This window comes from Collinsella sp. AF19-1LB, assembly GCF_003459655.1.
GTDB lineage: Bacteria > Actinomycetota > Coriobacteriia > Coriobacteriales > Coriobacteriaceae > Collinsella.
Genome location: NZ_QRWO01000021.1, coordinates 12,247 through 38,160, shown reverse-complemented (window position 1 = coordinate 38,160; position 25,914 = coordinate 12,247). Strand labels below are relative to the sequence as shown.

General features: G+C 60.5%; 21 protein-coding genes. 17 read left to right on the top strand and 4 right to left on the bottom strand.

The genetic code is table 11. The features are described from left to right. Window positions 1-73: 73 nt before the first annotated feature. Entirely contained in the window at window positions 74-742 is a 669-nt protein-coding gene (locus DWX39_RS07400; RefSeq protein ID WP_117583635.1) for a hypothetical protein, read from the bottom strand. A 234-nt stretch (window positions 743-976) separates the two neighbouring features. On the opposite strand from DWX39_RS07400, the gene DWX39_RS07395 reads away from it, so the two are divergent. From DWX39_RS07395 to DWX39_RS07340, 12 genes are all read left to right on the top strand, one after another. Then, window positions 977-1,648: a hypothetical protein gene (locus tag DWX39_RS07395; protein ID WP_147329350.1), complete on the top strand. Its 672-nt coding sequence runs from the start codon at window positions 977-979 to the stop codon at window positions 1,646-1,648. Window positions 1,649-1,929: 281 nt separating this feature from the next. Continuing rightward, a complete protein-coding gene (gene clpB / locus DWX39_RS07390) occupies window positions 1,930-4,557 on the top strand; it encodes an ATP-dependent chaperone ClpB (RefSeq protein WP_117759104.1) in 2,628 nt (875 codons plus the stop codon). A 132-nt stretch (window positions 4,558-4,689) separates the two neighbouring features. Next, complete coding sequence (locus DWX39_RS07385; protein ID WP_231501577.1) at window positions 4,690-4,863, top strand: hypothetical protein; 174 nt, start codon at window positions 4,690-4,692, stop codon at window positions 4,861-4,863. A 345-nt stretch (window positions 4,864-5,208) separates the two neighbouring features. Then, a complete protein-coding gene (locus DWX39_RS07380) occupies window positions 5,209-7,962 on the top strand; it encodes a PRD domain-containing protein (RefSeq protein WP_117759100.1) in 2,754 nt (917 codons plus the stop codon). Window positions 7,963-8,222: 260 nt separating this feature from the next. Continuing rightward, window positions 8,223-8,711 (top strand): PTS sugar transporter subunit IIB, encoded by a 489-nt coding sequence (locus DWX39_RS07375; protein ID WP_117759098.1) that lies wholly within the window; start codon window positions 8,223-8,225, stop codon window positions 8,709-8,711. A 15-nt stretch (window positions 8,712-8,726) separates the two neighbouring features. Then, window positions 8,727-9,512: a PTS sugar transporter subunit IIC gene (locus tag DWX39_RS07370; protein ID WP_089573286.1), complete on the top strand. Its 786-nt coding sequence runs from the start codon at window positions 8,727-8,729 to the stop codon at window positions 9,510-9,512. After that, window positions 9,505-10,386, top strand: a complete 882-nt coding sequence (locus tag DWX39_RS07365) for a PTS system mannose/fructose/sorbose family transporter subunit IID (RefSeq protein WP_158561640.1) — start codon at window positions 9,505-9,507, stop codon at window positions 10,384-10,386. The genes DWX39_RS07370 and DWX39_RS07365 overlap by 8 nt, the downstream gene beginning before the upstream one ends. A 216-nt stretch (window positions 10,387-10,602) precedes the next feature. Continuing rightward, window positions 10,603-11,004, top strand: coding sequence for a PTS sugar transporter subunit IIA (locus DWX39_RS07360; RefSeq protein ID WP_117759094.1), 402 nt, complete (start codon window positions 10,603-10,605; stop codon window positions 11,002-11,004). A 57-nt stretch (window positions 11,005-11,061) separates the two neighbouring features. Beyond that, a complete protein-coding gene (locus DWX39_RS07355) occupies window positions 11,062-11,928 on the top strand; it encodes a Nif3-like dinuclear metal center hexameric protein (protein ID WP_089573283.1) in 867 nt (288 codons plus the stop codon). A gap of 66 nt (window positions 11,929-11,994) precedes the next feature. After that, window positions 11,995-13,227, top strand: coding sequence for a neutral/alkaline non-lysosomal ceramidase N-terminal domain-containing protein (locus tag DWX39_RS07350; protein WP_117759092.1), 1,233 nt, complete (start codon window positions 11,995-11,997; stop codon window positions 13,225-13,227). Beyond that, a complete protein-coding gene (locus DWX39_RS07345; protein ID WP_158561639.1) occupies window positions 13,224-14,051 on the top strand; it encodes an HAD family hydrolase in 828 nt (275 codons plus the stop codon). The genes DWX39_RS07350 and DWX39_RS07345 overlap by 4 nt, the downstream gene beginning before the upstream one ends. A 245-nt stretch (window positions 14,052-14,296) precedes the next feature. Beyond that, a complete protein-coding gene (locus tag DWX39_RS07340) occupies window positions 14,297-15,649 on the top strand; it encodes an ATP-binding protein (RefSeq protein WP_117759088.1) in 1,353 nt (450 codons plus the stop codon). Window positions 15,650-15,722: 73 nt separating this feature from the next. On the opposite strand, the gene DWX39_RS07335 is transcribed toward DWX39_RS07340, so the two are convergent. The 3 genes from DWX39_RS07335 to DWX39_RS07325 all read right to left on the bottom strand — a co-directional run bounded on the left by DWX39_RS07335 (window position 15,723) and on the right by DWX39_RS07325 (window position 19,196). Beyond that, window positions 15,723-17,225 (bottom strand): hypothetical protein, encoded by a 1,503-nt coding sequence (locus DWX39_RS07335; protein WP_117759086.1) that lies wholly within the window; start codon window positions 17,223-17,225, stop codon window positions 15,723-15,725. A 237-nt stretch (window positions 17,226-17,462) separates the two neighbouring features. After that, window positions 17,463-18,470: a DUF5692 family protein gene (locus DWX39_RS07330; RefSeq protein ID WP_117759084.1), complete on the bottom strand. Its 1,008-nt coding sequence runs from the start codon at window positions 18,468-18,470 to the stop codon at window positions 17,463-17,465. Between the two features lie 63 nt (window positions 18,471-18,533). Next, complete coding sequence (locus tag DWX39_RS07325) at window positions 18,534-19,196, bottom strand: TetR/AcrR family transcriptional regulator (protein WP_117583630.1); 663 nt, start codon at window positions 19,194-19,196, stop codon at window positions 18,534-18,536. A gap of 187 nt (window positions 19,197-19,383) precedes the next feature. On the opposite strand from DWX39_RS07325, the gene DWX39_RS07320 reads away from it, so the two are divergent. The 5 genes from DWX39_RS07320 to DWX39_RS07300 all read left to right on the top strand — a co-directional run bounded on the left by DWX39_RS07320 (window position 19,384) and on the right by DWX39_RS07300 (window position 25,827). Continuing rightward, window positions 19,384-22,161 carry an FAD-dependent oxidoreductase gene (locus DWX39_RS07320; RefSeq protein ID WP_199411465.1) on the top strand — a complete coding sequence of 926 codons (2,778 nt, stop codon included), beginning with the start codon at window positions 19,384-19,386 and terminating at the stop codon, window positions 22,159-22,161. Between the two features lie 96 nt (window positions 22,162-22,257). Next, window positions 22,258-22,686 (top strand): hydrogenase maturation nickel metallochaperone HypA, encoded by a 429-nt coding sequence (locus tag DWX39_RS07315; protein WP_117637935.1) that lies wholly within the window; start codon window positions 22,258-22,260, stop codon window positions 22,684-22,686. A gap of 377 nt (window positions 22,687-23,063) precedes the next feature. Continuing rightward, window positions 23,064-24,053 (top strand): PTS sugar transporter subunit IIB, encoded by a 990-nt coding sequence (locus DWX39_RS07310; protein ID WP_089573275.1) that lies wholly within the window; start codon window positions 23,064-23,066, stop codon window positions 24,051-24,053. Window positions 24,054-24,071: 18 nt separating this feature from the next. Next, window positions 24,072-24,890, top strand: a complete 819-nt coding sequence (locus DWX39_RS07305; RefSeq protein ID WP_089573274.1) for a PTS mannose/fructose/sorbose transporter subunit IIC — start codon at window positions 24,072-24,074, stop codon at window positions 24,888-24,890. Window positions 24,891-24,906: 16 nt separating this feature from the next. Beyond that, the gene (locus DWX39_RS07300; RefSeq protein ID WP_117564942.1) at window positions 24,907-25,827 is read left to right on the top strand and encodes a PTS system mannose/fructose/sorbose family transporter subunit IID; all 921 of its coding nucleotides are present in this window, start codon (window positions 24,907-24,909) and stop codon (window positions 25,825-25,827) included. Window positions 25,828-25,914: the final 87 nt, after the last annotated feature.

Sequence of the window (25,914 nt, the reverse complement as noted above, 5' to 3'; positions counted from 1 at the left end):
GCAGGCACCTTTGTGGTGGTGGAGACGAGCTCGATGCTGTTGTGATCGTTGAGCGGCATGTTAATGGGCGGCTCTACAGAATTTCATCTGGGCTGGCGGGTTTGGTTGTTTTGGGGATGCCGAGTTTGGATGACGCGAAATCGTCAACATTGTCCTTAATTCCGTCTTTGGTGTAGACAGTGACCATATAGGTGCTGTGTCCGAATTCGCCCTTGTCGCGTGTTGCCCAGGCATCCCAGTAGGCGGCCCCGTTTCGCCCTTTGATTTTTCCGACACGGCGGAGTTCTGTTCGCTTTAATTTCTGGTTGCTATAGATGGTTCGACCGGCCTCCTCGGTGAGCCCGCACTGTCCAAGCATCTTGTCGAGGACTTGGTTCATGTGGCGCTCATCGGTGTTTGGTGCGTAGTCGTAGGCGAGGGTGATGAAGTCGAGTGGCTGGTCGTCGATTAGATAGTTTAGCGTCTGAGGTCCAAGGCAGAAATAGGGGGAGCATCCGTCGATCTGACCGAGCAGTGGCAACTTTGACTGCCAACTTCCGGTGGGAATTCCATCTTCGTAAAACACGCCGCGACAGATAAAGGAGAGCGAGGTGGCACGCGAGCCGGCGTCGACCATTCCGCATAAATCGAAGGGCGAGGTGATACCAAGGGAAAAGGGCGTGATGACGATAAGGAAGAGCATCACGATGGGTATGGCGAGAATGGCGATGACGTTGCGACCGGTGGAATGAGGCGGCTTCATATGCGCTCCTCGAGACAAAGATCTGTTGAGGATAGGCAGAAATGGATATGTTCAGAGAGCAATTCAAGTTTAATCTCATTGCGCGAGATGGTCGACCGTTAGCGTCGAAAACCACCACAAAGGTGCCTGTCCCCTTTGTGGTGGTGAGGAGCGCGCGGCTTCTTTTGGTAATAGTGTTAGCTGGCGGTATCATTAGTGCAGGTGGCGAAGGTTTGCATTGTGGGGTGTTTTGCCGTGAGCCGTTCTGCCCGTATTGGATTGATTGTCTTGGCGCTTGCGATCGCTGTGGTTGGCGCGGGCGCTGTCGGTATGGCATTTCTACCTGCTGCGGTGACGGAGCCGGTGGTCAAGCCTGTGACTCAATCTGTCGAACTTCTGACCGGCGACGACAAGCCCGAGACCATTACCGTTGATTTTGATGAGCAGCCGGCTGTGCTGGGTATTAGCAATTATCCGCGTATTCAGCTTGGGGCCATGCGCTATACCACGGATACAAGCCTGATCGATAGGGCGTCCGAGCTACTCAAGGGCAAAACATTTAAGCGTTGGTACGGATATGCGTCCTATCGGGCAAAAGCGAACGACATGGTTGGCGGATGCCACTCGTCCATCGAGCTGGACACTGCAAACGGCGCAAAGTTATGTGATGTCTCGTACGATCCGGGCTACGAGGGCAATGAGGGTCCGGGCATCTACATCATGGACGGCGATGTCGCCTATGTCATGGAGGGCGACCAGACCGAGCTCAACGATTTTATGGGTCAGTGTATCCAAGATGCCTATAAACAGACCTGCTTGCCTGACCCGCAGACTGCACGCGATAGTGGGTCTGCCCGTACATGGCTGTTCGAGGATGAGATGCCCTGGACCGTCGAATCGGGAAGTACGGGTTCGGCGAAGGAGTAGAGACCGCGACCACCACAAAGGTGCCTCTTTGTGGTGGTTTTCGGTCTGTCTCGATCTGTAACATCTAGGATCAAAAATGGCTGCTAGATGTTACAGATCGAGACGGTAGCGCGCCTGGGCAGCGGCGGGCTGACATCTCAGTACCCTATCCGTAATTCACTCAGAAAATCTTATATATAGAGACTTAGATTTGTGTATAAGATCGCGTAAAGCTGGCAACAATACTTCTCGAACAACGTGAAGCCGCCCCGTAGGGCGGCCGCCCCAAGAGAGGTGATTCCATGAGAATCGATAAGCTAGCAATGACGTCGCGCGAGGCGCTGCAGACCGCCATGAGCACGGCTGCCGATGCACAGGCCGGCGCGGTGGAGCCGATCCACCTGCTGTCTGCCCTGCTCGGTGCCGGCGAGCGCAATATCTCCGTGATCATCGAGCGCATCGGTGCCGACCCGGCTCAGCTCGCACGCTCCACACAAGATGCCATCGACCATGCGCCCAAGGTGTCGGGCGAGGGTCAGCAGATGGGCCTGTCCAACGAGCTCGTTCGCGTGATCGAGAAGGCCGAGAAAAAGGCCACCAAGATGGGCGACAGCTTTGTGGTGACCGAGCATCTGCTGATGGCACTTGCCGAGGACAAGGGTGAGGCGGGTCGCGTGCTGCGTGGCGCCGGCGTGACCAAGGAGCGCATCGAGCAAGTCTACGAGGAGCTGCGCGGCGATGACCGCGTGACGTCTGCCGAGGACAAGACGCAGTTTGAGGCGTTGGAGCAGTACGGTCGCAACATCTGCGATCTGGCTCGCGCCGGCAAGCTCGACCCGGTCATCGGCCGTACCGACGAGATCCGTCGTACTATTCAGGTTCTGTCCCGCCGCACCAAGAACAACCCCGTGCTTATCGGCGAGCCGGGCGTCGGCAAGACGGCCATCGTCGAGGGCATTGCTCAGCGAATCGTGGCCGGCGACGTACCGAGCACCCTGCGCGACCGCGACCTCATCGAGCTCGACATGAGCGCGCTGGTCGCCGGCGCCAAGTACCGCGGCGAGTTCGAGGACCGCTTGAAGGCCGTGCTCAAGGAAGTCCAAAAGTCCGAAGGCAAGGTCATCCTGTTCATCGATGAGCTCCACACCATCGTGGGCGCGGGTGCCACCGAGGGCTCCATGGACGCCGGCAACATCCTGAAGCCGGCGCTTGCCCGTGGCGACTTGCACGCAATCGGCGCGACTACGCTCGACGAGTATCGCAAGTACATCGAGAAGGACGCGGCACTCGCCCGTCGTTTCCAGACCGTGATGGTCTCCGAGCCCACCGTCGAGGACACCATCTCGATCCTGCGTGGCCTCAAGGAGAAGTACGAGATCTTCCACGGCGTGCATATCACCGATAGCGCGCTCGTGGCGGCCGCCGACCTCTCCGATCGCTACATCGCCGACCGCTTCCTGCCCGATAAGGCCATCGACCTGGTTGATGAGGCGGCAAGCCGCCTGCGCATGGAGCTCGACAGCATGCCGGTCGAGATCGATGCCACCACGCGTCAGCTCACCCAGCTGCAGATCGAGGAGCAGGCGCTCATGAAGGAGACCGACGACGCCTCCAAGGAGCGTCTGGAGGCCCTGCGCCAAGAGATTGCCGAGGTCCAAGAAAAGCTCAACGTGCAAAAGGCCGGCTGGCTCAACCAGAAGAACGCCATCGACCACGTGCAGGAGCTCAAGGGACAGCTCGACGAGGCCAAGAGCGAAGAGGAGCGTGCGACGCGCAACGGCGACCTGGGCCGTGCGTCCGAGCTGCGCTACTCCGTGATTCCGGGCCTGCAGCAGCAGATTCAGGATTCCGAGGCTGCGCTCGAGGCGCAAAAGCAGCAGGACGGCGAGGGCCTCAACGAGCAGGTGACCTCCGATGAGATCGCTGAGGTCGTGAGCGCTTGGACCGGCGTGCCCGTCTCCAAGATGATGCAGGGCGAGCTCGACAAGCTGAAGGGCTTGGAGGGCGAGCTGCATAAGCGCGTCATCGGCCAGGACGAGGCGGTCTCCGCTGTCGCCGCGGCCGTGCGTCGCAGCCGTGCGGGCCTCTCCGATCCGGACAAGCCCATCGGCAGCTTCTTCTTCCTGGGCCCCACCGGCGTGGGCAAGACCGAGCTCGCCAAGGCGCTTGCCGAGTGCCTGTTCGATGACGAGCGTGCGCTCGTGCGTATCGACATGTCCGAGTACATGGAGAAGTTCAGCGTCCAACGTCTGATCGGTGCGCCTCCGGGATACGTGGGTTACGACGAGGGCGGCCAGCTTACCGAGGCCGTGCGCCGTCGTCCGTACTCCGTGATTTTGCTCGACGAGATGGAGAAGGCTCATCCGGATGTCTTTAACGTGCTGCTGCAGGTGCTTGATGACGGCCGTCTGACCGATGGCCAGGGTCGCCAGGTGTCCTTCAAGAACACGATCATCATCATGACGTCTAACGTGGGCTCCAAGGCCATCGCCGATCTGTCCGGTAAGGACGAGGAGGAGATGCGCCATCAGGTCGACGCCGCCATGGCTCAGACCTTCCGCCCCGAGTTCCTCAACCGTATCGACGATATCGTGGTGTTCCATCCGCTCGGCATGGCGCAGATCGAGAAGATCGTCGACATCCAGCTCGCCGACGTCCGCGCGCGTCTGGCCAAGGAGCGCATGACGCTTGCCATCACCCCGGCGGCCAAGCAGATGCTCGCCGTGGGTGGCCTGGACCCCGTGTTCGGTGCCCGTCCGCTCAAGCGCCTGGTCCAGCGCGAGGTCGTGGACGCCATCGCCGCCGCCATCATCGACGGTACGGTGCGCGAGGGCGATCAGGTGACGGTCGATGCCGACAAGGACGGCGGCTTTACCGTCGTGTGCGACAACACGCCGTCTGCTACCTACGAGGTCCCCGACGCCGAGTAGATTTATGGGACATGCCTTAAAATCTGCCAGCCGTCTCTAAACGCCAAGGGCGGCGGATCCAATTGGGTCCGCCGCCCTTTTTCGTGCGACAATCGATGATGTTGAACGGATGCGATGCAAGGAGCTATGCAGATGAAAGGCGAGATCAAGACAAGCGCGCCGGCGCCCAAGCCCACGTCCAAACCGGCACCCAAGCCGCGCGACCCCTACATCCGTGCCGAGAACGAGGACGACGACGGCTACGATCCCTACAGCGATCGCCGCCCCGAGCGTGAGCCGCTGTTCGAAGCCGATCCCTGGCGCTAACGAACTCATTTGGGACGGGGCTCTTTTAGCTACTTGGGCTGCTATGTGAGCCAGCATCTAATAGGAGCCGCTAGCCCTGGCCTTTGATGTTCGGCAACAGATGATTTTTCCAGGACGGGGATTTTTAAATCTCTCTGTACCTAATGATCTTTTAAGACTCTGCTAGACCGGAATTGACATGAGGCGACAATAGACAACACCCCCGTGGAGTTTTGCGTTCTATGGGAACGTTGCCTATCAATACTTCATGTCAATCCCAGTCTAACAGAGCCATTTTATTTGTATAGCACCGCCTCCCTTGGCTACAATCGCCCCAAGTGACCTAAGAGCAAAAGGGGCAGCGCCGTGATTACGTACGACACCAAAACCGAGATTCTCAAGACGCTCGACAAGATGACGCGCGACCTTAACCTGTGCAACATCGACAACTTCACGACGGCTAAGATCGCGAGCGAATGCCATGTGAGCCGCAGTCTGGCGAGCCAGTATCTTAACGAGCTCGTTCGTCAGGGCGACGTTATCAAGGTCAACGCCCGCCCGGTGCTCTATTTCCATCGCCACTCCGTCGAACGCTACTTTAGGCATGCGTTCGATAAATCCGAATATGCCTCGATAGACGAGCTGCTGGGTGCTGCGGGCATCGACGAAGAAGAGGACTTTGACAAGGCCATCGGCTTCGACCTTACGTACGGGACATGCGTCGACCACCTCAAGAGCGCCATCCGCTATCCGCCACATGGGCTCCCGGCGCTTTTGATCGGCGAGCCGGGGACGGGCAAGCGCATGATGAGCGAGCTCACTTTTGAGTACGGCGTCAATGCGGGGATTCTGCCGACGCAGGCCCGCTACGTGCGCATCGACTGCAAACGACCCGTCGAGGCGACAGAGGTCGAGTACGAGATCTTTGGTGCGGACGGCTTTGGTGGTGCGGTCAAAGAGGCCAACGGCGGCGTGATCTACCTGAGCGGCTACGACCACTTGCCCCGCGTGGCGCGTGAACGTATCCTGCAACGCATCGGTGCCGGCGACCCTACGGGCGAGACCGCGCGCGGCACGTCGGACGTGCCTCCCGCCCGCTTCTTGCTCTCGTCCGCCCTGCCTGCCGACAGCGATATCGTCAAGGGTATCGCGCGCTTTGTGCCCATCACCGTCACGCTCCCGCGCCTGGCGGAGCGCAGCGTCGAGGAGCGCACGCTCTTTGTGATGCACTACCTGCGCGTCGAGGGCCGTCGCGTGGGTGCCGACATCGCGGTAAGCCGCGGCGCCCTGCGCGCCCTCGTCGACGCCGACTTCAAGGACAACATCGACGGCCTCCGCTCATGTATCACCAACTGCTGCGCGGGCGCCTATCTCAACCGCGAGAACGAGACGCTCACCATCCAGACCTACAATCTGCCCTCCAGCGTGCTGGGCAAGACGGCGCCCGAGCCCGACGACGACCAGCTCGTGAGCGGCGACAAGGATGTCAACGACCCGTCCGTGCGCGTGACGGGCTTTTTCCAAAAGATTGTCGACCCCGTTGAGGCACTCGAGCGCGGTCAGGTGAGCTTCACCGAGTTCTTTACCAGCGCGACCATGGCGGTGCGTGCCTACGACGACTACATGAACTTCGACTTTGAGAACAAGAGCGTCAACCCGCGCGTGGGCGCCTACGAGAAGATGGTCGCGCCCGTGATCGAGCAGGTGAACCACGCCTACGGCATCGAGCTTACGCGCAAGATCTCGCGCTCCATCGCGCAGTCGCTCTTTACGCAGCTCTGGGGCGGTGCGGGCCTGAGCAAGTGGCGGATCGCCAATGCGGACGCCGTGGAGCGGACTCTGACGCTTTTGGAGAAGAACCAACCCGGCACGGCGACCGTTGTGGAGGAAATCGCCGCCAAGACCAAGACAGCCCTCGGCATGGAGCTCGATGCGCTCTCACGCACGGTGCTCTTTATCGAGGTGGGGGACGCCCTGCGCGCCACGGGAGGCCCGCGCGACTACCTGGGCGTGGTGGTGTGCCACGGCTATTCCACCGCCACGAGCATCGCCGACGCCGCCGACCGCATCCTGCGAACGCATGTCTTCGAGGCCATCGACATGACCTACGACCAGGAGGTCACCGAGATCGTGGGGCAGCTCTCGCGCCTGCTCGCGCGCTACTCGCACTGCAAGACGGTGGCGATCCTGGTGGACATGGGTTCGCTCGAAAAGATCAACGACGCCATTACAGGGCTCACGACGTGCGACATCCACATCGTCAACAACGTGTCGACCGGCCTTGCCCTCGAGGTGGGAAGCGCGCTCATCGCCCACGCCGATCTGGACGAGGTGCTCGCCCACGCCTCGGCGGGGCTCGCGCCCAGCTACAGCGTGGTGAGGGGTTCGGTCGAAAACGACGCCGTGGCGTTTTGCTCGGAGTCGGGTATCGAGGCAGCCGACAAGATCCGCCAGATCGTGCAGAACAGCCTCCCCGGCACGCCCGAGGTGCAGCTCGTGACCTGCGACTACCCCATGCTCGCCCAAAAGGGCGACGGCGCCCCGGTCTTTAGCGACTACCGCGTGCGCGCCGTCGTGGGCACCATGGACCCGGGCATCGTGTCGGTGCCGTTTGTGGGGCTCGAGGACATTCTCTACGAGGGAAGCTCCGACGCGCTCGACCGGGCGCTCTTCCCGCTCGTGGACCCCGAGAGCGTCCAGGAGTTCCATGCCAACCTCCTGCGCAACCTGACCCTTCGCAACGTGATCGAGTCCATTACGATCCTTAACCCCGAGATGCTCTACATCGAGGCCGACCGCGCGGTCAAGCGCTTGGCGGAGCTGCAGGGCGAGGATATCGACGCGCGCCGCAAGATCGGTGTCTACGTGCACCTGTGCGGTCTTATCGAGCGCCTGGTGACCAAGAATTTTGTTGACTCCGCCCCCGACACCGAGGCCTTTGAGCGCGACCATGCGGACTTTATCGAGAACTTCCGCGAGGCCTTTATCGACATGACGCGACGCTACCGTGTCGAGATACCTGTGTCGGAGATTGCATACGTGCACCACATGCTGCATGTGAGCATGGCCGATGCGCAAAAGAAAGTCGAGATAGCGGGCATGATTCTCGAAGACGAGTAGAACAGCCGACACAAACCTGGTAAAGCCCTCGACACTGTTGCGATGAGTGTCGAGGGCTAGTGTTGAGAAAACCAAATATCTTGTCCATTTGAGTGGCAAGGCTGTTGCGGTTTGCGGCGCTCTGTCGATTCTGTTTGATGCCGCGTCCCGCCGGTCTGCGACCGCCTATCTTGGTTTCAGCAGGAGATCAAGGGTTGCAGCGGCGGCCCTCTCAAAGAAACGCGGGCGCCCGCGCCCGCACACGGAAAGGAAGGGTGGACATGAGTATCGTCGCAGGGCGAATCGACTATCGTCTGCTCCACGGAATCGTACAGGGCTTCTGGTGCCCCACGTACGCCACGCAGCGCACGATGATCATCGACGACGCCACGGCCAACGATGAGGTGCGCAAGGCGGCCATGAAGCTGTCGAAGCCCTCGGGCCAGGCGCTCTCGATTATTACCGAGGAGAAGGCCCTCACCAACTTCAAAGCCGGCAAGTACGACAACCACACGGTGTTTACCATCGCGCGCGACCCGCAGACGTTCCTAGATCTGATCGAGGCCGGGCAGAAGATCCCGGTGCTCACGTTGGGGCTTACGGAGACCCCGCCCGAGGGCACCCCGGGCGTCCAGGCCGGCAGGCGCGCCTTCATTCTGGAGAAGGACATCCCTGTCTACCAGAAGATCGCGGCCGCGGGCACCAAGGTCGAGGTCCGCTACATGACCACCGATAAGCCTGTGCCCATCTCTGAGTTCATTCCCCTGTAAAGAAAGGTGATAAACATGGATGTTAATGCGCTCCAGTTTGTCCTGCTCGTCCTCTTGGCAGGATTCCGCGCGGTCGACGCCTATTCGACCCAGGCGATCCCGTTTATGCACGCGCTCGTCTGCTGGCTCGCCGGTATCATCTTGGGCGACCCCAACACGGGCCTCATCGTCGGCGGCACCATCCAGCTCATGTCCATGGGCGCCGCGGGCTTGGGCGGCTCGTCTGCCCCCGACTACGGCATGGCCGGTATGGTCGCGACCGTCACGGCCTGCATCACCGGTAACGGCGACATCTCCGTCGGCCTTGCGATCGGCGTCGTGGTCGCCATGCTCTATGTCCAGCTCGACGTCATCTTCAAGATCTACAACTCCTGGGTCTTCAAGGTCATTCGCGGCTATGCCGTCAAGCGCGAGTACAACAAGATGCTCGCCTCGTGCTTCCTTTCGCACTTGTGGCTCTTCCTCCAGGGCGCTCTGCCCATGATCATCGTGCTCGCCTTTGGCCAGCAGGCGGTCGAGGCCATCAACGCCTTCATGCCGCAGTGGTTCACCGACGGTCTCTCCATCGCCGCAGGCGTGCTGCCCGTCACCGGTTTCGCGATCCTGCTCACCTTCATGCCGGTCAACAAGTTCTACGCGTTCCTTATCGCCGGCTATGTCCTCGCTGCCTACCTCAACCTCTCCGTGCTCCCCATCGCTCTCTTGGGTGCTGTCGTGGCCATCGAGTACTTCCGCAACAAGTCTGAGGCCGCTCCCGTGGCCGCCGCTACCGTGAATGGAGGCGAGCTCGAAGATGAGTAACTTCTTCAAGCCCAAGGAATTCAAGGACTTCAACGAGGCTCCAGCCCCCGTACAACTCCCCGATGGCTCCTATGAGCCCGTCCTTACCGACGAAGACCTCAAGATCTGCTCGCGCCGTATGTGCCTGATGGATACGGTCTCGTACTCCTACGCCACGCAGAACGCCCCGTGCGCCATGTTCGCCTCCTACTACGCGCTTCGCAAGATCTACGGCAACGACGAGGACGCCTTCAACACCGCGATCCTGAACCAGCTCGACTGCGTGTTCAACGCCACGCCTCCCGTCTCGGGCCTGCTTCTCGGTGCCGGCCTCGCCATGGAGGATAAGGGCCACCTTAACGGCATCCATGCCGAGAACGACCTCAAGGTCGGCCTCATGGGCCCCATCTCCGGTATCGGCGACGTCTTTATCTGGATCCTGCCGATGACGATCCTCGGCTCCATCGCCGGCTATATGGCCCAGCAGGGAAGCCCCGTTGGCATCCTCCTGTGGCTGGCGGTCTGGGCCGCCCTGTACTTCTGGCGTATGCAGAACTACGTCCAGGGCTACAAGGCGGGCGCTTCCGTGGTGACCAAGATGGGCGATAAGCTCAACGTCCTCACCGACGCCGCCTCCATCCTCGGCCTTACCGTGGTCGGCTCGCTGATCTACAGCTCCGTCAAGCTCACCACGCCCCTCGTGTTCCAGTACGGCGAGATCTCGCTCGGTATCCAGGAGGGCGTGCTCGACCAGATTTTCCCCAACATCTTGGGTCTGCTCTTGGCCGTCGTGGTCTACAAACTGATCAAGAAGGGCGTCAAGCTCAACTGGATCATCCTTGGTATCCTTGCCGTGAGCTGCGTCTGCGCCGCCTTCGGTATCCTGGCCGCCTAAGTTCCTTCACTTTTCCTCCGTCGGTGGCTTCCCCCGACCGCCGACGGGGCTGTGGGCGCCATCCCACGGCCCCGGTGTTACGGTTCGTATCTGATTTGAGCGAACCGTTCCACCGCACCCGCCCTGCACGTCTCCTTACACGCTTGTGCGCGGCGGGTGCCATGGAACGGTTTGTTTAGCGGGGTTCACTCCCGCTACTACATAAGGAGTTGGCTCATGAGGCAGGTAATCCTTGCGTCGCACCATAAATTTGCTCAGGGCTTGGCCGATACGCTGGAGTTTCTGGGCGCCAAGTGCGACTTTCACGTGATCTGCGCGTACGTGGACGATACGCCGCTCGAGCCGCAGGTCGAGACCGTGTTCGACGCGATTTCTCCCGACGACGAGGTGCTCGTTTTGACCGACATCCTGGCAGGCAGTGTCAATCAGAAGTTTCTGCCCTACGTGGCCCCCAACGTCTTTGTGGTGGCGGGCGTCAATGTGGTCCTGGCGATGGAGCTCTGCCTGGCACCTGCGCCGCTCACGGCCGAGGGTATCCAGAACGCGATCGACATGGCCGGGCAGTCCATCAAACTCCTCAACACCATCCAGGTCGAGGACGACGAGGACGACGAGTAGCATCTGCCGCTCAGACGGCACATGCGGTTGGTCATTTAGTTCCAAAAGGAGATTCATATGCTCATCAGCGAGGTTATCCAACACGTCAAGGACTTCTCGACAGGCGTGGACTCGTTTACCGGCAAGGCAATCGACGACGCGACTACGCGTGACCAGGTGCTCTACGGCGCTACCGACACCGAGTGCACGGGCATCGTTACCTGCATCTGGCCCACGGCAGATATCATCCGCCGCGCTCAGGAGCTTGGCGCCAACCTGATCATCAGCCACGAGGCACTTTTTTGGAACCATGGCGACCATCAGGACGTGGTGGGCGATACCGTAACGTTCAAGGCCAAGAAGACCCTGCTCGACGAGTGGGGCGGTGCCGTCTGGCGCTGCCACGACTATATCCACTCGCGCGTGCCCATCGACGCGGACGGTGCTCTGGCAGACGGCATCTTCTACGGCCTGGCCGATAAGCTCGGCTGGCTCGACTACCGCATGGGCGAGGACAAGGGCTTTTGCCTGGAGTACCAGATCCCCGAGACAGACGCCACGGAGCTCGCGCAGGAGCTCGTGCACAAGCTCGGCCTCAACGGCACACGTATTACCGGCGACCCGCACGCACGCGTCAAGAGCGTTCGCGTCCCGATGCATGTGACCGGCGACGCCAAGAGCGATACCGCCGAAATCAATCGCACCGATGCCGAGGCCAACGACTGCCTTATGACGATGGAGTTCATCGATTTCACCACGTGCGAGTACATCCGCGACTCTGGCATGCTCGGCCAAAACCGGTGCGCCATCACCATCGGGCACTTCAACCTGGAGGAGCCCGGTATGGAGTACATGGTCAACTGGCTGCCCGAGGCTCTGGGGACGAGCGAAATCCCGGCCACGTTTGTGCCGATGGGCGACACGTACCGCTACGTGGTCGCATAGCGAACAATATCTGCACTGCATGCCCGGGGCGCCCTGTGCGTCTCGGGCTTTTTTGAAAGGAGAGCCATGAAGGCTGCAAGCATATCTGTCGATATCACTCCCGCGGGCACGTTTTGGATGGAGGGCTATATCCATCCCATCCGCAAGCAGCCGGCGACGGGCGTGCACGATACGCCGCGTGCGACGCTGCTCCTGCTCGAGGTCGAGGGCACACGGTCGCTCTTTGTATCGATCGACGTGTGCATCCTCACGGCCCAGACGACCCGCGCGATGCGCGAGGGCCTCGCCGCGGGGCTTGGGGTCGCGAGCGAGAACATCGTGATCAACTCCATCCACTCGCACTCGTGCGCCAACGGCTTTGAGGGCGCGGGCGCCATGGGCATCCCCACCACGCCCGGCTATGTCGAGCTGGTCACGGGGCTGGTGCTGCAGGCGGCGACGGGTTTGGATGAGGAGCTCGTCGACGCCGCGCCCGAGATGCTCACGAGGCACGTACGCGGTTGGTATTCCAACCGCAACGATGCCGACCTGCCGTTTGACGATGAGGCCCTGGTGCTGCGCTTTGTGGCTGAGGGCGGCAAGACGCTGGGCGCGATGCTCAACTTCAACTGCCATGCCACGGTGGTCGGCCCCACCAACCGCCTGCTCACGACCGACGTGCAGGGAGGCGTGCGCGACAAGCTTGCGGACTGGATCGGCTGCGTGCCGTATATCTTTACCGGCGCCTCGGGCGATTTGGGCAACCGACAGTTCCGCCAGGGCAACGACTTTGCGGAGCTCCGCCGCGTGAGCAACGGCATCGCGGGCGAGATCATGAAGGGCGCCTTTGAGCCCATTGAGCTCGCTGCGCCCAAGGTTTCGCGGTTTGAGCACCATGTCCACTACAACAACGAGGACTTTTACCCGCAGTACCAGGCGCAGCTTGACGAGGTGCTCGAGGTGCTCGCCAACAATCCCACGTTTGACGAGAAGAAACTCGCCGATACCGAGAAGGAGATGCTCGAGCAGCAGCTCCAGCGCCACGAGATGGACTTCACCGTTGCGATGACGACGCTCGACTTTGGCTCGGTGGTGTTCACGACCTTCCCCGGCGAGCTTGCAAGCGAGCTAGGCGCCATCGTCAAGGGTGCGTTCGACGGGACGGGCAAGCATCCGGTGATCATCGGCTACGCCAACGATTACCAGGGCTATTTTGTCGCCGCCCACACCTATGGTGGTTCGAGCTACGAGAGCTACGTGACTCAGATGCCCAAGGGTTGGACCGAGCAGATGCTCGCGTCCTACGGGGAGCAGCTGTGAGCGCCGGTGGGGTGCGCTTAGAGAAGGGTCCGGTCGTTGCGTTTTTCGACGTTGACGGGACGTTGGTGTGCCGCGATCCCGTAACGGGCCCCGGCAGCTTTCCCACTGAGCGCGTGGTGCGCGCCGTGGAGGAGTTCGCCGAGCGCGGCGGCATTCCGATTCTCTCGACTGGACGCGCCCGGGTGGGGATCGACCAGCTGCTCAACAACCTCCCGTTTCGCGGATATGTTTCGCTCGACGGAGCGCACGTGGTGCTCGACGGCAAGGTTATCCTCGACTGTTGCTTTCCGCGCGCGGTGCTCGAGCGCATGGTAGCGGAGATGCTCCGCGTGGGGATGCCCGCCTTTTTTGAGGGGACGGAGCTCTGCCTGGAGCTCAACGCGAGCGGTGGGAGCCTCTACAACTGGGGTCCTGTGGCGTGCGACCTCGAGGAGATGCGTAGTACCAAGCCCGACCTGCGGTTTGCCAAGGTCGATTTTGTCGACGAGGCGTACGGGGCCTACCGGGCGAGCGACTTTTTGATGGAGGAGCTCGGCTACTACAACGTGGGCGAGGGGAGCCACGAGCTCGTCATGCCCGGGGTGTCCAAAGGTGCTGGGGCCCGGGCCCTGCTCGCGGAGCTCACTGCTGCGGCGGGTGCGGCGCCGGCGCGTGTCTTTGCCTTCGGTGATTCCGAGAACGATCTGTCTCTCTTTGAGACCGCGGACGTTGCCGTGGCGATGGGCCAGGCAGCACCCCATGTGCGCGAGGCCGCCGACTACGTCGCGGTCCCCTGTGCAGACGACGGCGTCGCCCAGGCCATGGAACACTTCGGCCTGATCTAGCCCCGCACTTTACAATACCCTGCAGGACTGAGGGGGCCAAATGTTCCTAGTTAATTTTTATCACGGCTCTAACGGGAGCATTTGACCCCTCAACTGTTTTGTAGCCATCCGAGGCATGTGATCACCCGGGCAATTCGACAGTGAAAAACTTGCTTAACTACTAATCAAGCTTCACACAATCTTACTTATCTGCTAATCAAGAATCGATATAATCTTGATTAGCATATAAGCAAGATTGGAGAATCATGGCATTCAACGACTTGGTGGCCCAGAAAATAAAGGACTTTGAACAGCAGGGGGTTCCACAGGTCTTTGAGCGAGACCTTGATCTGGGAAACCCACAGGAGCCAAAGCGCGACAACATCGTAAATGTGGTTGTGGGGGCCCGCCGTTGTGGAAAGACGTATCGCCTGTATCAGGAGATGCAGCGGCTTCGGGGCCGGGGCGTCGAGCTTGACCGGATGCTTTACTTTAATTTTGAGGATGAGCGCTTGCGCCCGTATGAGCCATCGCTGCTGGCGGACGTGCTCGACACGTTCTATGCGCTGTATCCTGCTGCTCGAACCGAGGGCGCTTACATTTTCTTTGACGAGATCCAAGAAATTCCCGAATGGGGTGCGTTTCTGCGGCGTGTAGTCGATACGGAGAAAGCGACCGTCTATGTGACGGGATCTTCTTCTAAGATGCTGTCCTCGGAACTTAAGAGCGAGTTCAGGGGTCGTTCTCTTGTGCGAGAGCTTTTTCCGTTGAGTTTTTCGGAATACGTTCGATATAAGACGGGGAGCGTTCCCGAGCCAGATGCGACCTTTTCCCCGAGCGATGCAGCGCTGCTTCGACATCATCTGATCGGGTATCTTGAACAAGGGGGATTCATCGCGACACTTGAGCAGACGCCTGCAGACGCGATTCAGCTGCTACAGGAATATGCTTCGCGAACGGTCGCCATGGACGTCGTTGAACGTTACGACGTTAAGAACCCTCGCCTGGCATCGCTGTTCTTGACGCGGTGTATGGCATCTTCGGGACGAGAGCTGTCAGTGAACAAAGTGTACAACGAGTTCAAGAGCAGACAGATACCCGTCAGTCGTAATTCGCTCAGCGATTTACTTGAGTATTATGAGGACGCCTACCTGTTATTTTCTGTGCCGGAGTTCACGCGTTCACTGGCAAATAACATGCGGTCTGCGTCTAAGGTCTACGCTGTCGACCCTGCGATGTTTGGAGCATTCTCTCCCGCATCGGCATTGGACCAGGGCCAGAGGCTCGAGACCGCAGTGTTCAATGCGCTCAGAAGAAGGACTCCCGCGGTGAGGACCGGCTCTGTCTGCCGCCTGCTAATCAAAGAGAAGAGCAAAAGCCATGAGGTGGACTTTGTGGCTGGGGACGCGCTTCTCATGCGGGCTTATAGCCTGATTCAGGTGAGTGCGGATATGGCAAGTGAGAAAACGCGCGAGCGCGAAATTGCCGCGCTTGATGCCTCGATGGCCCAGTTCGATCTTGGCGAGTCGGCAATCGTTACCATGGATGAACAGACCGATATTCCATGCGAGCACGGTGTGGTACACGTTATGCCCGCATGGAAGTGGCTCCTTGCCTAATCATCTATGGACCTGTGGGGTCAGGACCTCCTGGCTCCTTCATCACAGTTGGGGAGCACCTTGCTGCGCCAGGCTAGTCCTGGGCCTTGATGCTCGGCAGGAGAATCTGGGCGAGATAGTCGGTCTCGAGTTTGGTGGCAGCGTCGGCCTTGCCGTCTTTGCCGACCAGTACGTTCTTGATCTGGCTATAGGTATAGCGGTTGCCGGTCGTAAGCTCGACAAGCTCAATGGCCGTGTCCATGGGGTAGGTCGACACGGGATTCTGTGTCCGTCCGTTGATGGTCTGGGGCACCACGTACGGATAGACGGGGCCGCTGGCGTAGACGGTATAACCGTTGCCTAGGTTGGCCGCACCCAAAACCGTATCGCCCTCATCGGGCGTAAAGCTCTCGCCCTCGCGCACTGCGACGAGCGTCACAATCGGCGTATCGCTGTCGCCGGCAAGATAGATGCATAGCGTGCTGCCATTTTGCCAAGTCTCGACCTTGCCGTACCACTCGACGGGGATATCGAGCTGGTAGAGGTCGGTTGCCTTGTGACGGGCGTCGGCATCACGGGCCGCCTGTGCCTTTTGCGCGCTCACGGCATTGACGGCGGCGTCGCGCCGCGCGGTTGCCGCCTGCTGGAGCACCTTGGCGGTGGCGGCGGAGCTCGCGCCTCCCTCCTCGGCATATTTGGCGGCGGCATCGATCTGGTCGTCGGTTACCGTGTCGGCCGAAGGCACCTTGAGCTTAAAGGCGGCCTGGCTGCTTAGGTCCTGTCCGTCGCTCTTGATCGTGACCTGCGCCTTGGTGGTCGGCACGGTATAGACGGTGCCGTCGGACGCGATGGGGGAGGCGGCAACGGAGAGCGTGTAGTCACCGGGTAGCAGTTTGATGCCACGGCCGTGCTCGTCAACATAGAGTGTTTCGCTTACGGAGGATCCGTCAGAATCCTGGCCACTCACCTGTACGGGAATCTTGGAGCCGGTGGAACAGTCGAGCCCCGCGGCATGTACACCAATCTGCACCGACATCATCGTGTGGGCATTGGCGGCGGCGATGGCAGCCTGCTCTTGCCGGTATCCGTTCCAGGCTGCGTAGCCTGCGCCGCCGGCGACAAGCGCAACGGCCACAGCGCCGGCGACCATTAGATTGCGGCGCTTGGGCGACATCTTGCGATGGCGAACCTCGGCCTCGCGTGCCGAAGGAACGGACGGTAGGGGAATATCGCCCATGGCGATGGTCTCGTCCACGGCAGGCGCAGAGCCTAAGCCAGGGAGCTCGCGGGTCAGCGAATCTTCGGCCGGCAAGTTGTCGAGCAAGATGGTTTCCTCGCTCGTGTCGGATTCGGTCTGGTCGTCGGCCTCACATTCGGATTCCTCGTGCCCCGCCTCGTCTTCGGTGGGCGCGGCGCCATCGTCTTTTGCATCCTGATTATCGGGCTGCGCCTCGATTTCCGGCTCATCCTGCACATCAACGCTCGAATCGTCAAACGTAATCTCGGCCAGCGCGATCTGGTCTAGACTCTCCAGGGCCTCGGCACACGCTTCTGCATCTTGGACCGCATCCTCTTGGCCCATCGTCTCATCTTTCATATATCCCCCAAGCTCAATATCGGGACAACACTGTACCCAAAAATGGGGCTCCATAGAGCCGCCGCATGATTTGAAATCCGATTTTATATATGCGCGTGTTTTTGAATAGATGAATAGAGGCGCAACGAAAAAAGCCCCCGGAAAGCGAGCGAAGCGCTTTTCGGGGGCTCTGCGAGACATTGGATTGAAAGGCCTGGTGAGCGGGCCTATGCCCAAGTGCCAACAGCGGCCAACACGTTACTCGGCGTGAGCGTAATCAACCTTGGCGCGGCGGGCGGTGGCCTTCTCCCAATCGCTGGTGCCCTCAAAGACATCCTGCTTGTAGGGATTGCGGCCGAGCTTCTTGGCGCGGTAGGCGATGTAGATGATCGCGGCGACGTTGGCGACCAGTGCGGCGATCGAGACCGCGGTAGCGGCGCCGGGGTCGAGCGTGGAGTGGGTCACAAAGATGGACTCCTCCTGGAAGTACGGGAACACCTGGGCAAACATGCACCAAATAGCAAGCGTAAAGGCGCGGTTCTGGATCCAGCCGCCCTTGTTCCAGATAAAGGCGGCGACGGTGGGCGCCAGCAGCAGCGCAAAGCCGCAGAACCAGGAGTGGGTGGGCAGGCAGTTGTAGGTGTAGCAGAAGTTCCAGATATCGTAGGCGATGATGTAGACCCAGGTCATGTCGGGCCACAGCATGTCGGTCTGATCCTCGGAGGCGTAGACACTCCACCAACCGGTCATGCAGAAGATGTTGATGATACCGGCGATGCCGTTGAACACGTTGTTCCAGCCGGCGAGCTGCGTGGCGCCCTCGGAGGTGACCCAGGTGGACTCGCCCAGGACAAAGAAGTGATAGGCGCTCTCAAAGTCGGACACGACGGCGATCATGATGTTGATGGCGACGATCACAAACGGCCACGCGCGGAACCAATGCGCCTTGCCGATCTTGCCCCACTGGTACTTAATGGCAATGAAGCCCCAGCAACCGGCCAGCGCCGCGTATACCTTGGCGTAGTGGAACCAGCTGTTCTGGTACACATGGGTGGGGTTGGTGAGCGCCCACTCGGCACCCTGTGAGACGCCGATGGCGATAGCGACGCAGTAGATGGTCATGGCCAGCGGAGCCACGCCAAAGATGATGGCCGCGCCCAGCTTGGTGCGGCGGCCGACCTCGTTGAGCACGATCAGGCCAATAAAGACCATGGCCCAGCCGGCCCAGTGGATAAGGGTATTGCTACCCCAAACATCGAACAGCATGCTGCTCTCCTTTCACAAGCCCGCGGCCCCTCTTCTGATCGCGGGCAGTTTGGCCAAATGTCGTCAGTTCTGGGGCTTGCGCTCCTGATACTTGGCGGTATAGCCCTCGATATGGAGCGTCGAGGCGATGATTTCCTTGACTGTCTCGTCGGGCACATCGGGGTGCGTGCGGATATACATCAGCAGCCCCATGATGAGGGTGTAGAACGTCTCGTAGACATGGTCGATGCGTAGCTCGTGATGGGCGACAAAATCCACCACGGTGGTATCGCAGATATACTGCGCCACGCGCTGGACCACGTTGTGCAAAAAGCCGCCGTAGAGCGCGCCGCTGCTCGAGGTGAGCGTGCTCGGCAACTCGTGGCCGCTCACGACCAGGCGCTTAAAGAGCGGAGCAACGGTGTCGAGTGCGCCTTCGATGTCGCCAACCGTGCGGCTGGCGTTCCACTGCTCGAGCTCGGCGATAAAGCCGTCGATTGCCTCGTCCATAACGGCGGTGACGGCGGCATCCATATCGGCAAAGTAGTGGTAGAACAGCGAACGCGTGCAGCCAGCCCGCTTGGTCACGGCCGATACCGAAAGATGGGACACACCAAGCTCGGCGCTCACGGCGCGCACAGCGGCGAGGATCTCGCGACGGCGCTCGTCGCCCGTCAGGCGTTTTGCCGCGCTATCGGATGCGGGGACGGCATCGACCACAGAGATATCTGCTGCGTTGTTGCCCATGTTTTGCCGCCTTTCATCCTCTTTTGCCTGACCGTTCGCCTAACAGTCTTGAATATTGTTGACGGTTCGTCAATACTGTTTTTGACACAATGTCAACAATAGCGGGTGAACGGCATGGGGGCATGTCGAACCCGTACAAAGAGGGGCGCCGCGGTCTCGCCGGGCTGTGGCAAGAGAAGGGACGACTATGATTCTCAACGGACCGGGGATTAGCTATACCGAGCCCGATATCGGCGCGGAGTTCGTGCCGCCGATACCGGAGCATCCGCGCGAGGCCATCGTCAAACTGTGTGAGCACTGCACCAACCGCCTGCTGCACCGCGACGAGCTGCTGGGCTACGAGTACTGGTCGTTTGCCGAGGCCGCAACCGACGAGCAGGCCGAAGTGCTCTGCAAGATGAAGATGCGCCGTCCCTATACGCTGCCCGAGATGGTCAAGCTCACCGGCATGCCCGAGGCCGATATCGAAAAAATGCTCGACGACATGAGCTACACGGGTCTGCTCGAGTACAACTGGGAAAACCCCGAGCGCGCCAAGCAGTGGGTGCTGCCCATGCTGGTGCCGGGTTCCGCCGAGTTCCTCAACATGCGCGTGAGCCAGCTCGAGGAGCATCCGGTCTATGCCAAGTTCTTTGAGCAGGCGTCCAAGGGACCGCTGTCCAAGGCCACGCCGATGGTGCCGCCCGGCGGTGCCGGCATCGGCATGCATGTCATTCCGGTCGAGAAGGCCATCGATGCCGCGAGCACCTCGGTGCCGATCGAGCATATCGAGCATTGGCTCGACAAATACGAAGGTAAGTATGCCGCTAGCACCTGCAGCTGCCGCGCGAGCCGTCGCGTGATGGGAGAGGGCTGCGCCGACGACCCGGCCGATTGGTGCATCGCCGTGGGCGATATGGCCGACTACGTGGTCGAGACCGACCGCGGCCATTATGTGACGCGCGAGGAGGTCTACGACATCCTGCGCCAGGCCGAGGACAACGGCTTTGTGCACCAGATCACCAACATCGACGGTGAGAACAAAATCTTCGCCATCTGCAACTGCAACGTCAACGTGTGCTACGCCCTGCGCACTTCGCAGCTGTTCAACACGCCCAACCTGTCGCGCTCGGCCTACGTCGCCAAGGTCGAGAAGGACAAGTGCGTGGCCTGCGGTCGCTGCGTTGAGGTGTGTCCGGCCGGCGCCGCCAAACTGGGCCAGAAGCTCTGTAGCAAAAAGGCTGGCGGACAGGTGCCCGAGTATCCGCGCCAGGAGCTGCCCGATGCCACCAAGTGGGACCACACCAAGTGGTCGCCCAACTACCGCAACGACAACCGTATCGAGACGCATGAGTCCGGCACCGCTCCCTGCAAGACGGCCTGCCCCGCGCACGTTGCCGTTCAGGGCTATCTGAAGCTCGCGGCGCAGGGTCGCTATGACGAGGCCCTAGCACTCATTAAGCGCGAGAACCCGCTGCCCGCTATCTGCGGCCGTGTGTGCAATCGCCGCTGTGAGGATGCCTGCACCCGCGGTCGTGTGGACGCCGCCGTGGCTATCGACGAAGTCAAGAAGTTTATCGCCCAGCGCGATCTGGACGCAGCGACCCGCTATGTCCCGCCCGTGGTGACCCCGACGCGTGCTGGCGGCTTCGACCAGAAGATTGCCATCATCGGTGCCGGTCCGGCTGGTCTGTCCTGCGCTTTTTATCTGGCCGAGAAGGGCTATAAGCCCGTCGTGTTCGAGAAAAACGAGCGCCCGGGTGGCATGCTCACCTATGGCATTCCCAGCTTTAAGCTGCAGAAGGATGTTATCGAGGCGGAGGTCGAGATCATTCGCCTGATGGGTGCCGAGTTTCGCTATGGCGTGGAAGTCGGCCGCGACGTGACGCTCGACGAGCTGCGCGCGCAGGGCTTTAAGGCCTTCTACGTTGCCATTGGCTGCCAGGGCGGCCGCCTTGCCGACATTCCGGGCGAGGACGCCGAGGGTGTGACCGTGGCCGTCGACTTCTTGCGCGAGGTCAACAGCGGCAAGATCGATGCGCTGCCCGGCCGCACCATCGTGGTGGGCGGCGGCAACGTGGCCATCGACGTTGCCCGCAACGCCTGCCGTCTGGGTTCCGAGCACGTTGAGATGTTCTGCCTGGAGAGCGAGGCCCAGATGCCTGCCAGCGAGGAGGAGCGTCGCGAGGCCATTGAGGACGGCGCGCACATTAGCTGCGGCTGGGGCCCCAAGGAGATTCACCTGGACGAGGCCGGTCGTGTGTGCGGTATCACCTTCAAGCGCTGCACGCGTGTCTTTGACGACGAGGGCCGTTTTGCGCCCGAGTATGACGAGAACGACTTGCGCCGTGTCGATGCCGACCGTGTCGTCATGTCGATTGGCCAGTCCATTGTGTGGGGCGACCTGCTGGCTGGCTCCAAGGTGGAGCTCGGCCGCGGCCAGGGTGCCCTTGCCGATCCGCAGACGTACCAGACCGCCGAGCCCGACATCTTTGTGGGCGGCGACGTCTACACTGGTCCCAGCTTTGCCATCGATGCCATTGCCGCCGGTCACGAGGCCGCGGTGTCCATCCATCGCTTTGTGCAGCCGGGCTCCACGCTCACCATCGGCCGCAACCAGCGCCGCTACACCGCGCTCGACCGCAACGACGTTGTGCTCGAGAGCTACGACAACGCGAGCCGCGAGGTGGCACGTGTCGACCGCGAGCGCGAGAAGGCTGCGCCCTTTAGCGAGTACGTCGAGACCTTTACCGAGGAGCAGGTGCGCGCCGAGACCGCTCGCTGCTTGGGCTGCGGTGCCTCGATCGTCGACCCCAACAAGTGCATCGGCTGCGGCCTGTGCACCACCAAGTGCGCGTTTGACGCCATCCATCTGGATCGCGACCGCCCCGAGTGCTCCACGATGGTCAAATACGAGCAAAAGCTCCCGAGCCTTGGCAAGTATGCTTTAAAGCGTGCAATCAAAATCAAGTTCGGTCGTAAATAGGTAACCATGGCGGGTAAGGGGACGGCGCAGACTAGATTTCGCTGTCCCCTTGCTTTGAGTTTGCATCGCATCAACCGTTGTTGAAAGGTTTCTACCTTGCATGAATTGGGAATCGTTTATCACATTATTCGCGATGTTGAGAACGTGGCGCGCGCCAATGGCGTGCGTCGCGTTTCGAGCGTCACGCTGCTGCTGGGCGAGGTCTCGGGCGTCGTTCCCGACTTGCTGCTCGACGCTTGGCGCTGGGCGGCAGATAAAAAGTCCATCACGCAGGGCGCGGAGCTTATCGTGGAGCCCGTCGAGGCCGTGACGCATTGCGAGGCGTGCGGCCGCGACTATGCGACAGTCGAGCACGGCAAGACCTGCCCCCATTGCGGCAGTGGCGATACCTATTTGCTCCAGGGCCAAGAGGTCATGATCAAGCAGATCGAGACCCCCGACGAGGATCCGGCGGACGCTGCCCCCGACGGCCCTTCTGACGCCCCCGACGCCGTCGACGCCGCTAACCCTCTCCACATCGTCTAGCCCCTAGTCGTTGGGGACGTTCTTGTTTGACTAGTCGTTTAAGAACGTCCCCAACGACTACTTGCGCTAGAGCATAAGTTATACAATTAGTCAAGTTATGTCTGTTTAAACAAAATAGCGGCACGCAGGCGCATTGGGATTAACCTAAAAGCGGCGTTAATGAACAGAGTGTCTGTATATATCTGTGAAAGTAATTGGGAAATCACGTTTTAGTAGACAATGAGCTGTAAATCAGCAACGTAATCAATTTGTAACAAACTTAGACGTTTAAACAAATAATGCAACCGTTTGCGAATTTAGCTATAAATCCACAAGGCGAACAGGTATACTCCTTTATTGTCGTGTAGGAAATACGTAGACAAAAAGGAGGTTATGTGATGGTAAGTATTGTTCTTGCTAGCCATGGTGACTTGGCGGCTGGAATCAAGCAGACGGGCTCGATGGTCTTTGGCGATCAGCCGTCTGTTGCCGTGGTCTCGCTCGAGCCGAGCATGGGCCCCGACGACTTCCGTGCCAAGGTCGAGGAGGCAATCGCTTCCTTCGAGGACCAGGAGCAGGTGCTCTTCCTCGTTGATCTGTGGGGCGGCACGCCGTTCAATCAGATCAGCGGGCTCATCGAGGGCCACGATTCCTGGGCTATCGTCACCGGTGTCAACCTGCCTATGCTCATCGAGGCATATTCGCAGCGCTTTGACGCAAAGAACACTGCACATGCGATCGCAAAACATCTCGTGACTGAGGCTAAGGCCGGCGTGCGCGTCAAGCCCGAGTCTCTGGAGCCCGAGGAGAAGAAGCCGGCTGCGGCCGCCGCTGCTCCTGCGGGTGCCATTCCTCCGGGAACGGTGATCGGCGACGGGCACATCAAGATCGCCCACGTCCGTATCGACACGCGTCTGCTGCATGGTCAGGTGGCCACCACGTGGACCAAGCAGATCAACCCCAACCGCATCATCGTGGTCTCCGACGGCGTTGCTCACGACGAGCTCCGCAAGACCATGATCGAGCAGGCTGCCCCTCCGGGAGTCCACGCCAACGTCGTGCCTATCAAGAAGATGGCCGAGGTCGTCAAGGACACGCGCTTTGGCGACACCAAGGCGATGCTGCTGTTCGAGAACCCGCAGGATCTGCTCAGGGCCATCGAGGCCGGCGTCGACATCAAGGAAGCCAACATCGGTTCCATGGCCCACTCCAAGGGCAAGGTCGTCGTCACCAACGCTGTCGCCATGGGCGATGACGATGTCAAGACCATCGAGGCTCTCAAGGCCAAGGGCGTCAAGTTCGAGGTCCGCAAGGTTCCTTCGGATTCCTCCGAGGATCTCGACGCCATGTTGAAGAAAGCTAAGGCCGAACTGGCCGCTCAAGCATAGTAAAGGAGGGTCCGATACATGTCTGCAATCACTATTCTGCTTGTTGCGATTGTCGCGTTGCTTGCCGGTATGGAAGGCATTCTGGATGAGTTCCAGTTCCATCAGCCGCTCGTGGCATGCACGCTTATCGGTCTCGTAACCGGTCACCTTCAGGAGGGCATCCTCCTGGGCGGTTCGCTCCAGATGATGGCCCTTGGCTGGGCTAACGTCGGCGCCGCCGTCGCGCCTGACGCCGCTCTGGCCTCGGTCGCTTCTTCGATCATCATGGTGCTCGCCCTCAACGGTGGCGCCACCGATTCGGCCAAGGCCGTTACCGCCGCCATCGCCGTCGCCGTCCCGCTGTCGGTCGCTGGTCTGTTCCTGACCATGATCTGCCGTACCCTGGCTACCGCTATGGTTCACGGCATGGACGCCTGCGCCGAGAAGGGCGACTTCGCCGGCATCGAGCGTTGGCAGTACGCCGGCATCCTCATGCAGGGTGTTCGTATCGCCATCCCGGCAGTACTTCTGTGCATCATCCCGGCCGAGGCCGTTACCAACGCGCTTAACGCTATGCCCGATTGGCTGTCCGGCGGCATGGCCGTCGGCGGCGGCATGGTCGCTTCCGTCGGTTACGCCATGGTCATCAACATGATGGCCACCAAGGAGACCTGGCCGTTCTTCATCCTCGGCTTTGTCCTTGCTGCCATCCCTCAGCTCACGCTGATCGCCCTTGGCCTCATCGGCATCTCCCTTGCCCTCATCTACCTTGGCCTTAAGGATCTGGCCAAGCAGGGTGGCGGCATGGGCGGTGGCTCCGGTGACCCGCTCGGCGACATTCTGAACGATTACGAGTAGGAGGGGAGTGATACATATGGCAGAGAACAAGATTCAGCTCACCAAGGCTGACCGTAAGAAGGTTTGCTTCCGTCATCAGTTCCTTCAGGGCTCGTGGAACTACGAGCGTATGCAGAACGGCGGCTGGTGCTTCGCAATGATCCCTGCGATCAAGAAGCTCTACACCAGCAAGGATGACCAGATTGCCGCTCTTAAGCGCCACCTGGAGTTCTATAACACCCACCCCTATGTTTCCGCCCCCGTCATTGGCGTTACCCTCGCCCTCGAGGAGGAGCGCGCCAACGGTGCTCCGATTGACGACGTCGCCATTCAGGGCGTCAAGGTCGGTATGATGGGCCCGCTCGCCGGCGTCGGCGACCCCGCCTTCTGGTTCACCCTTCGCCCGATTCTGGGTGCACTGGGCGCTTCCCTGGCCCTGTCCGGCAGCATCGCCGGTCCGCTGCTGTTCTTCTTCGCGTGGAACATCATCCGTTACGCCTTCCTGTGGTACACGCAGGAGTTTGGCTACAAGGTCGGCTCCTCCATCGCCAAGGACCTCTCCGGCGGTCTGATGGGCAAGGTCACCGAGGGTGCTTCCATCCTGGGTATGTTCATCATCGGCGCCCTGGTCGAGCGCTGGGTGTCCATCTCCTTCACCCCGGTCGTCTCCAAGGTCACGCAGTCCGCTGGCGCCTATATCGACTGGGCCAACCTGCCCGCCGGTTCTGAGGGCATCAAGCAGGCATTGACGATGTACAGCTCTGTCGGTGCCAACGCACTCGACCCGGTGAAGGTCACCACGCTTCAGGCCAACCTCGATCAGCTCATCCCCGGCCTTGCCGCCGTGTGCCTGACCCTTCTGGTCTGCAAGCTCCTCAAGAAGAAGGTCAGCCCGATCGTCATCATCCTGGCTCTCTTCGCCGTCGGCATCATCGGTCGCGTCTGCGGCTTCATGTAAGCACGCTTCGGCTTAAGACCGAGAGTTGCTAGGCAAGGGCTTTTGAGCCATTGAAACGGACCGCACCCGGTGGGTACACTGGATGCG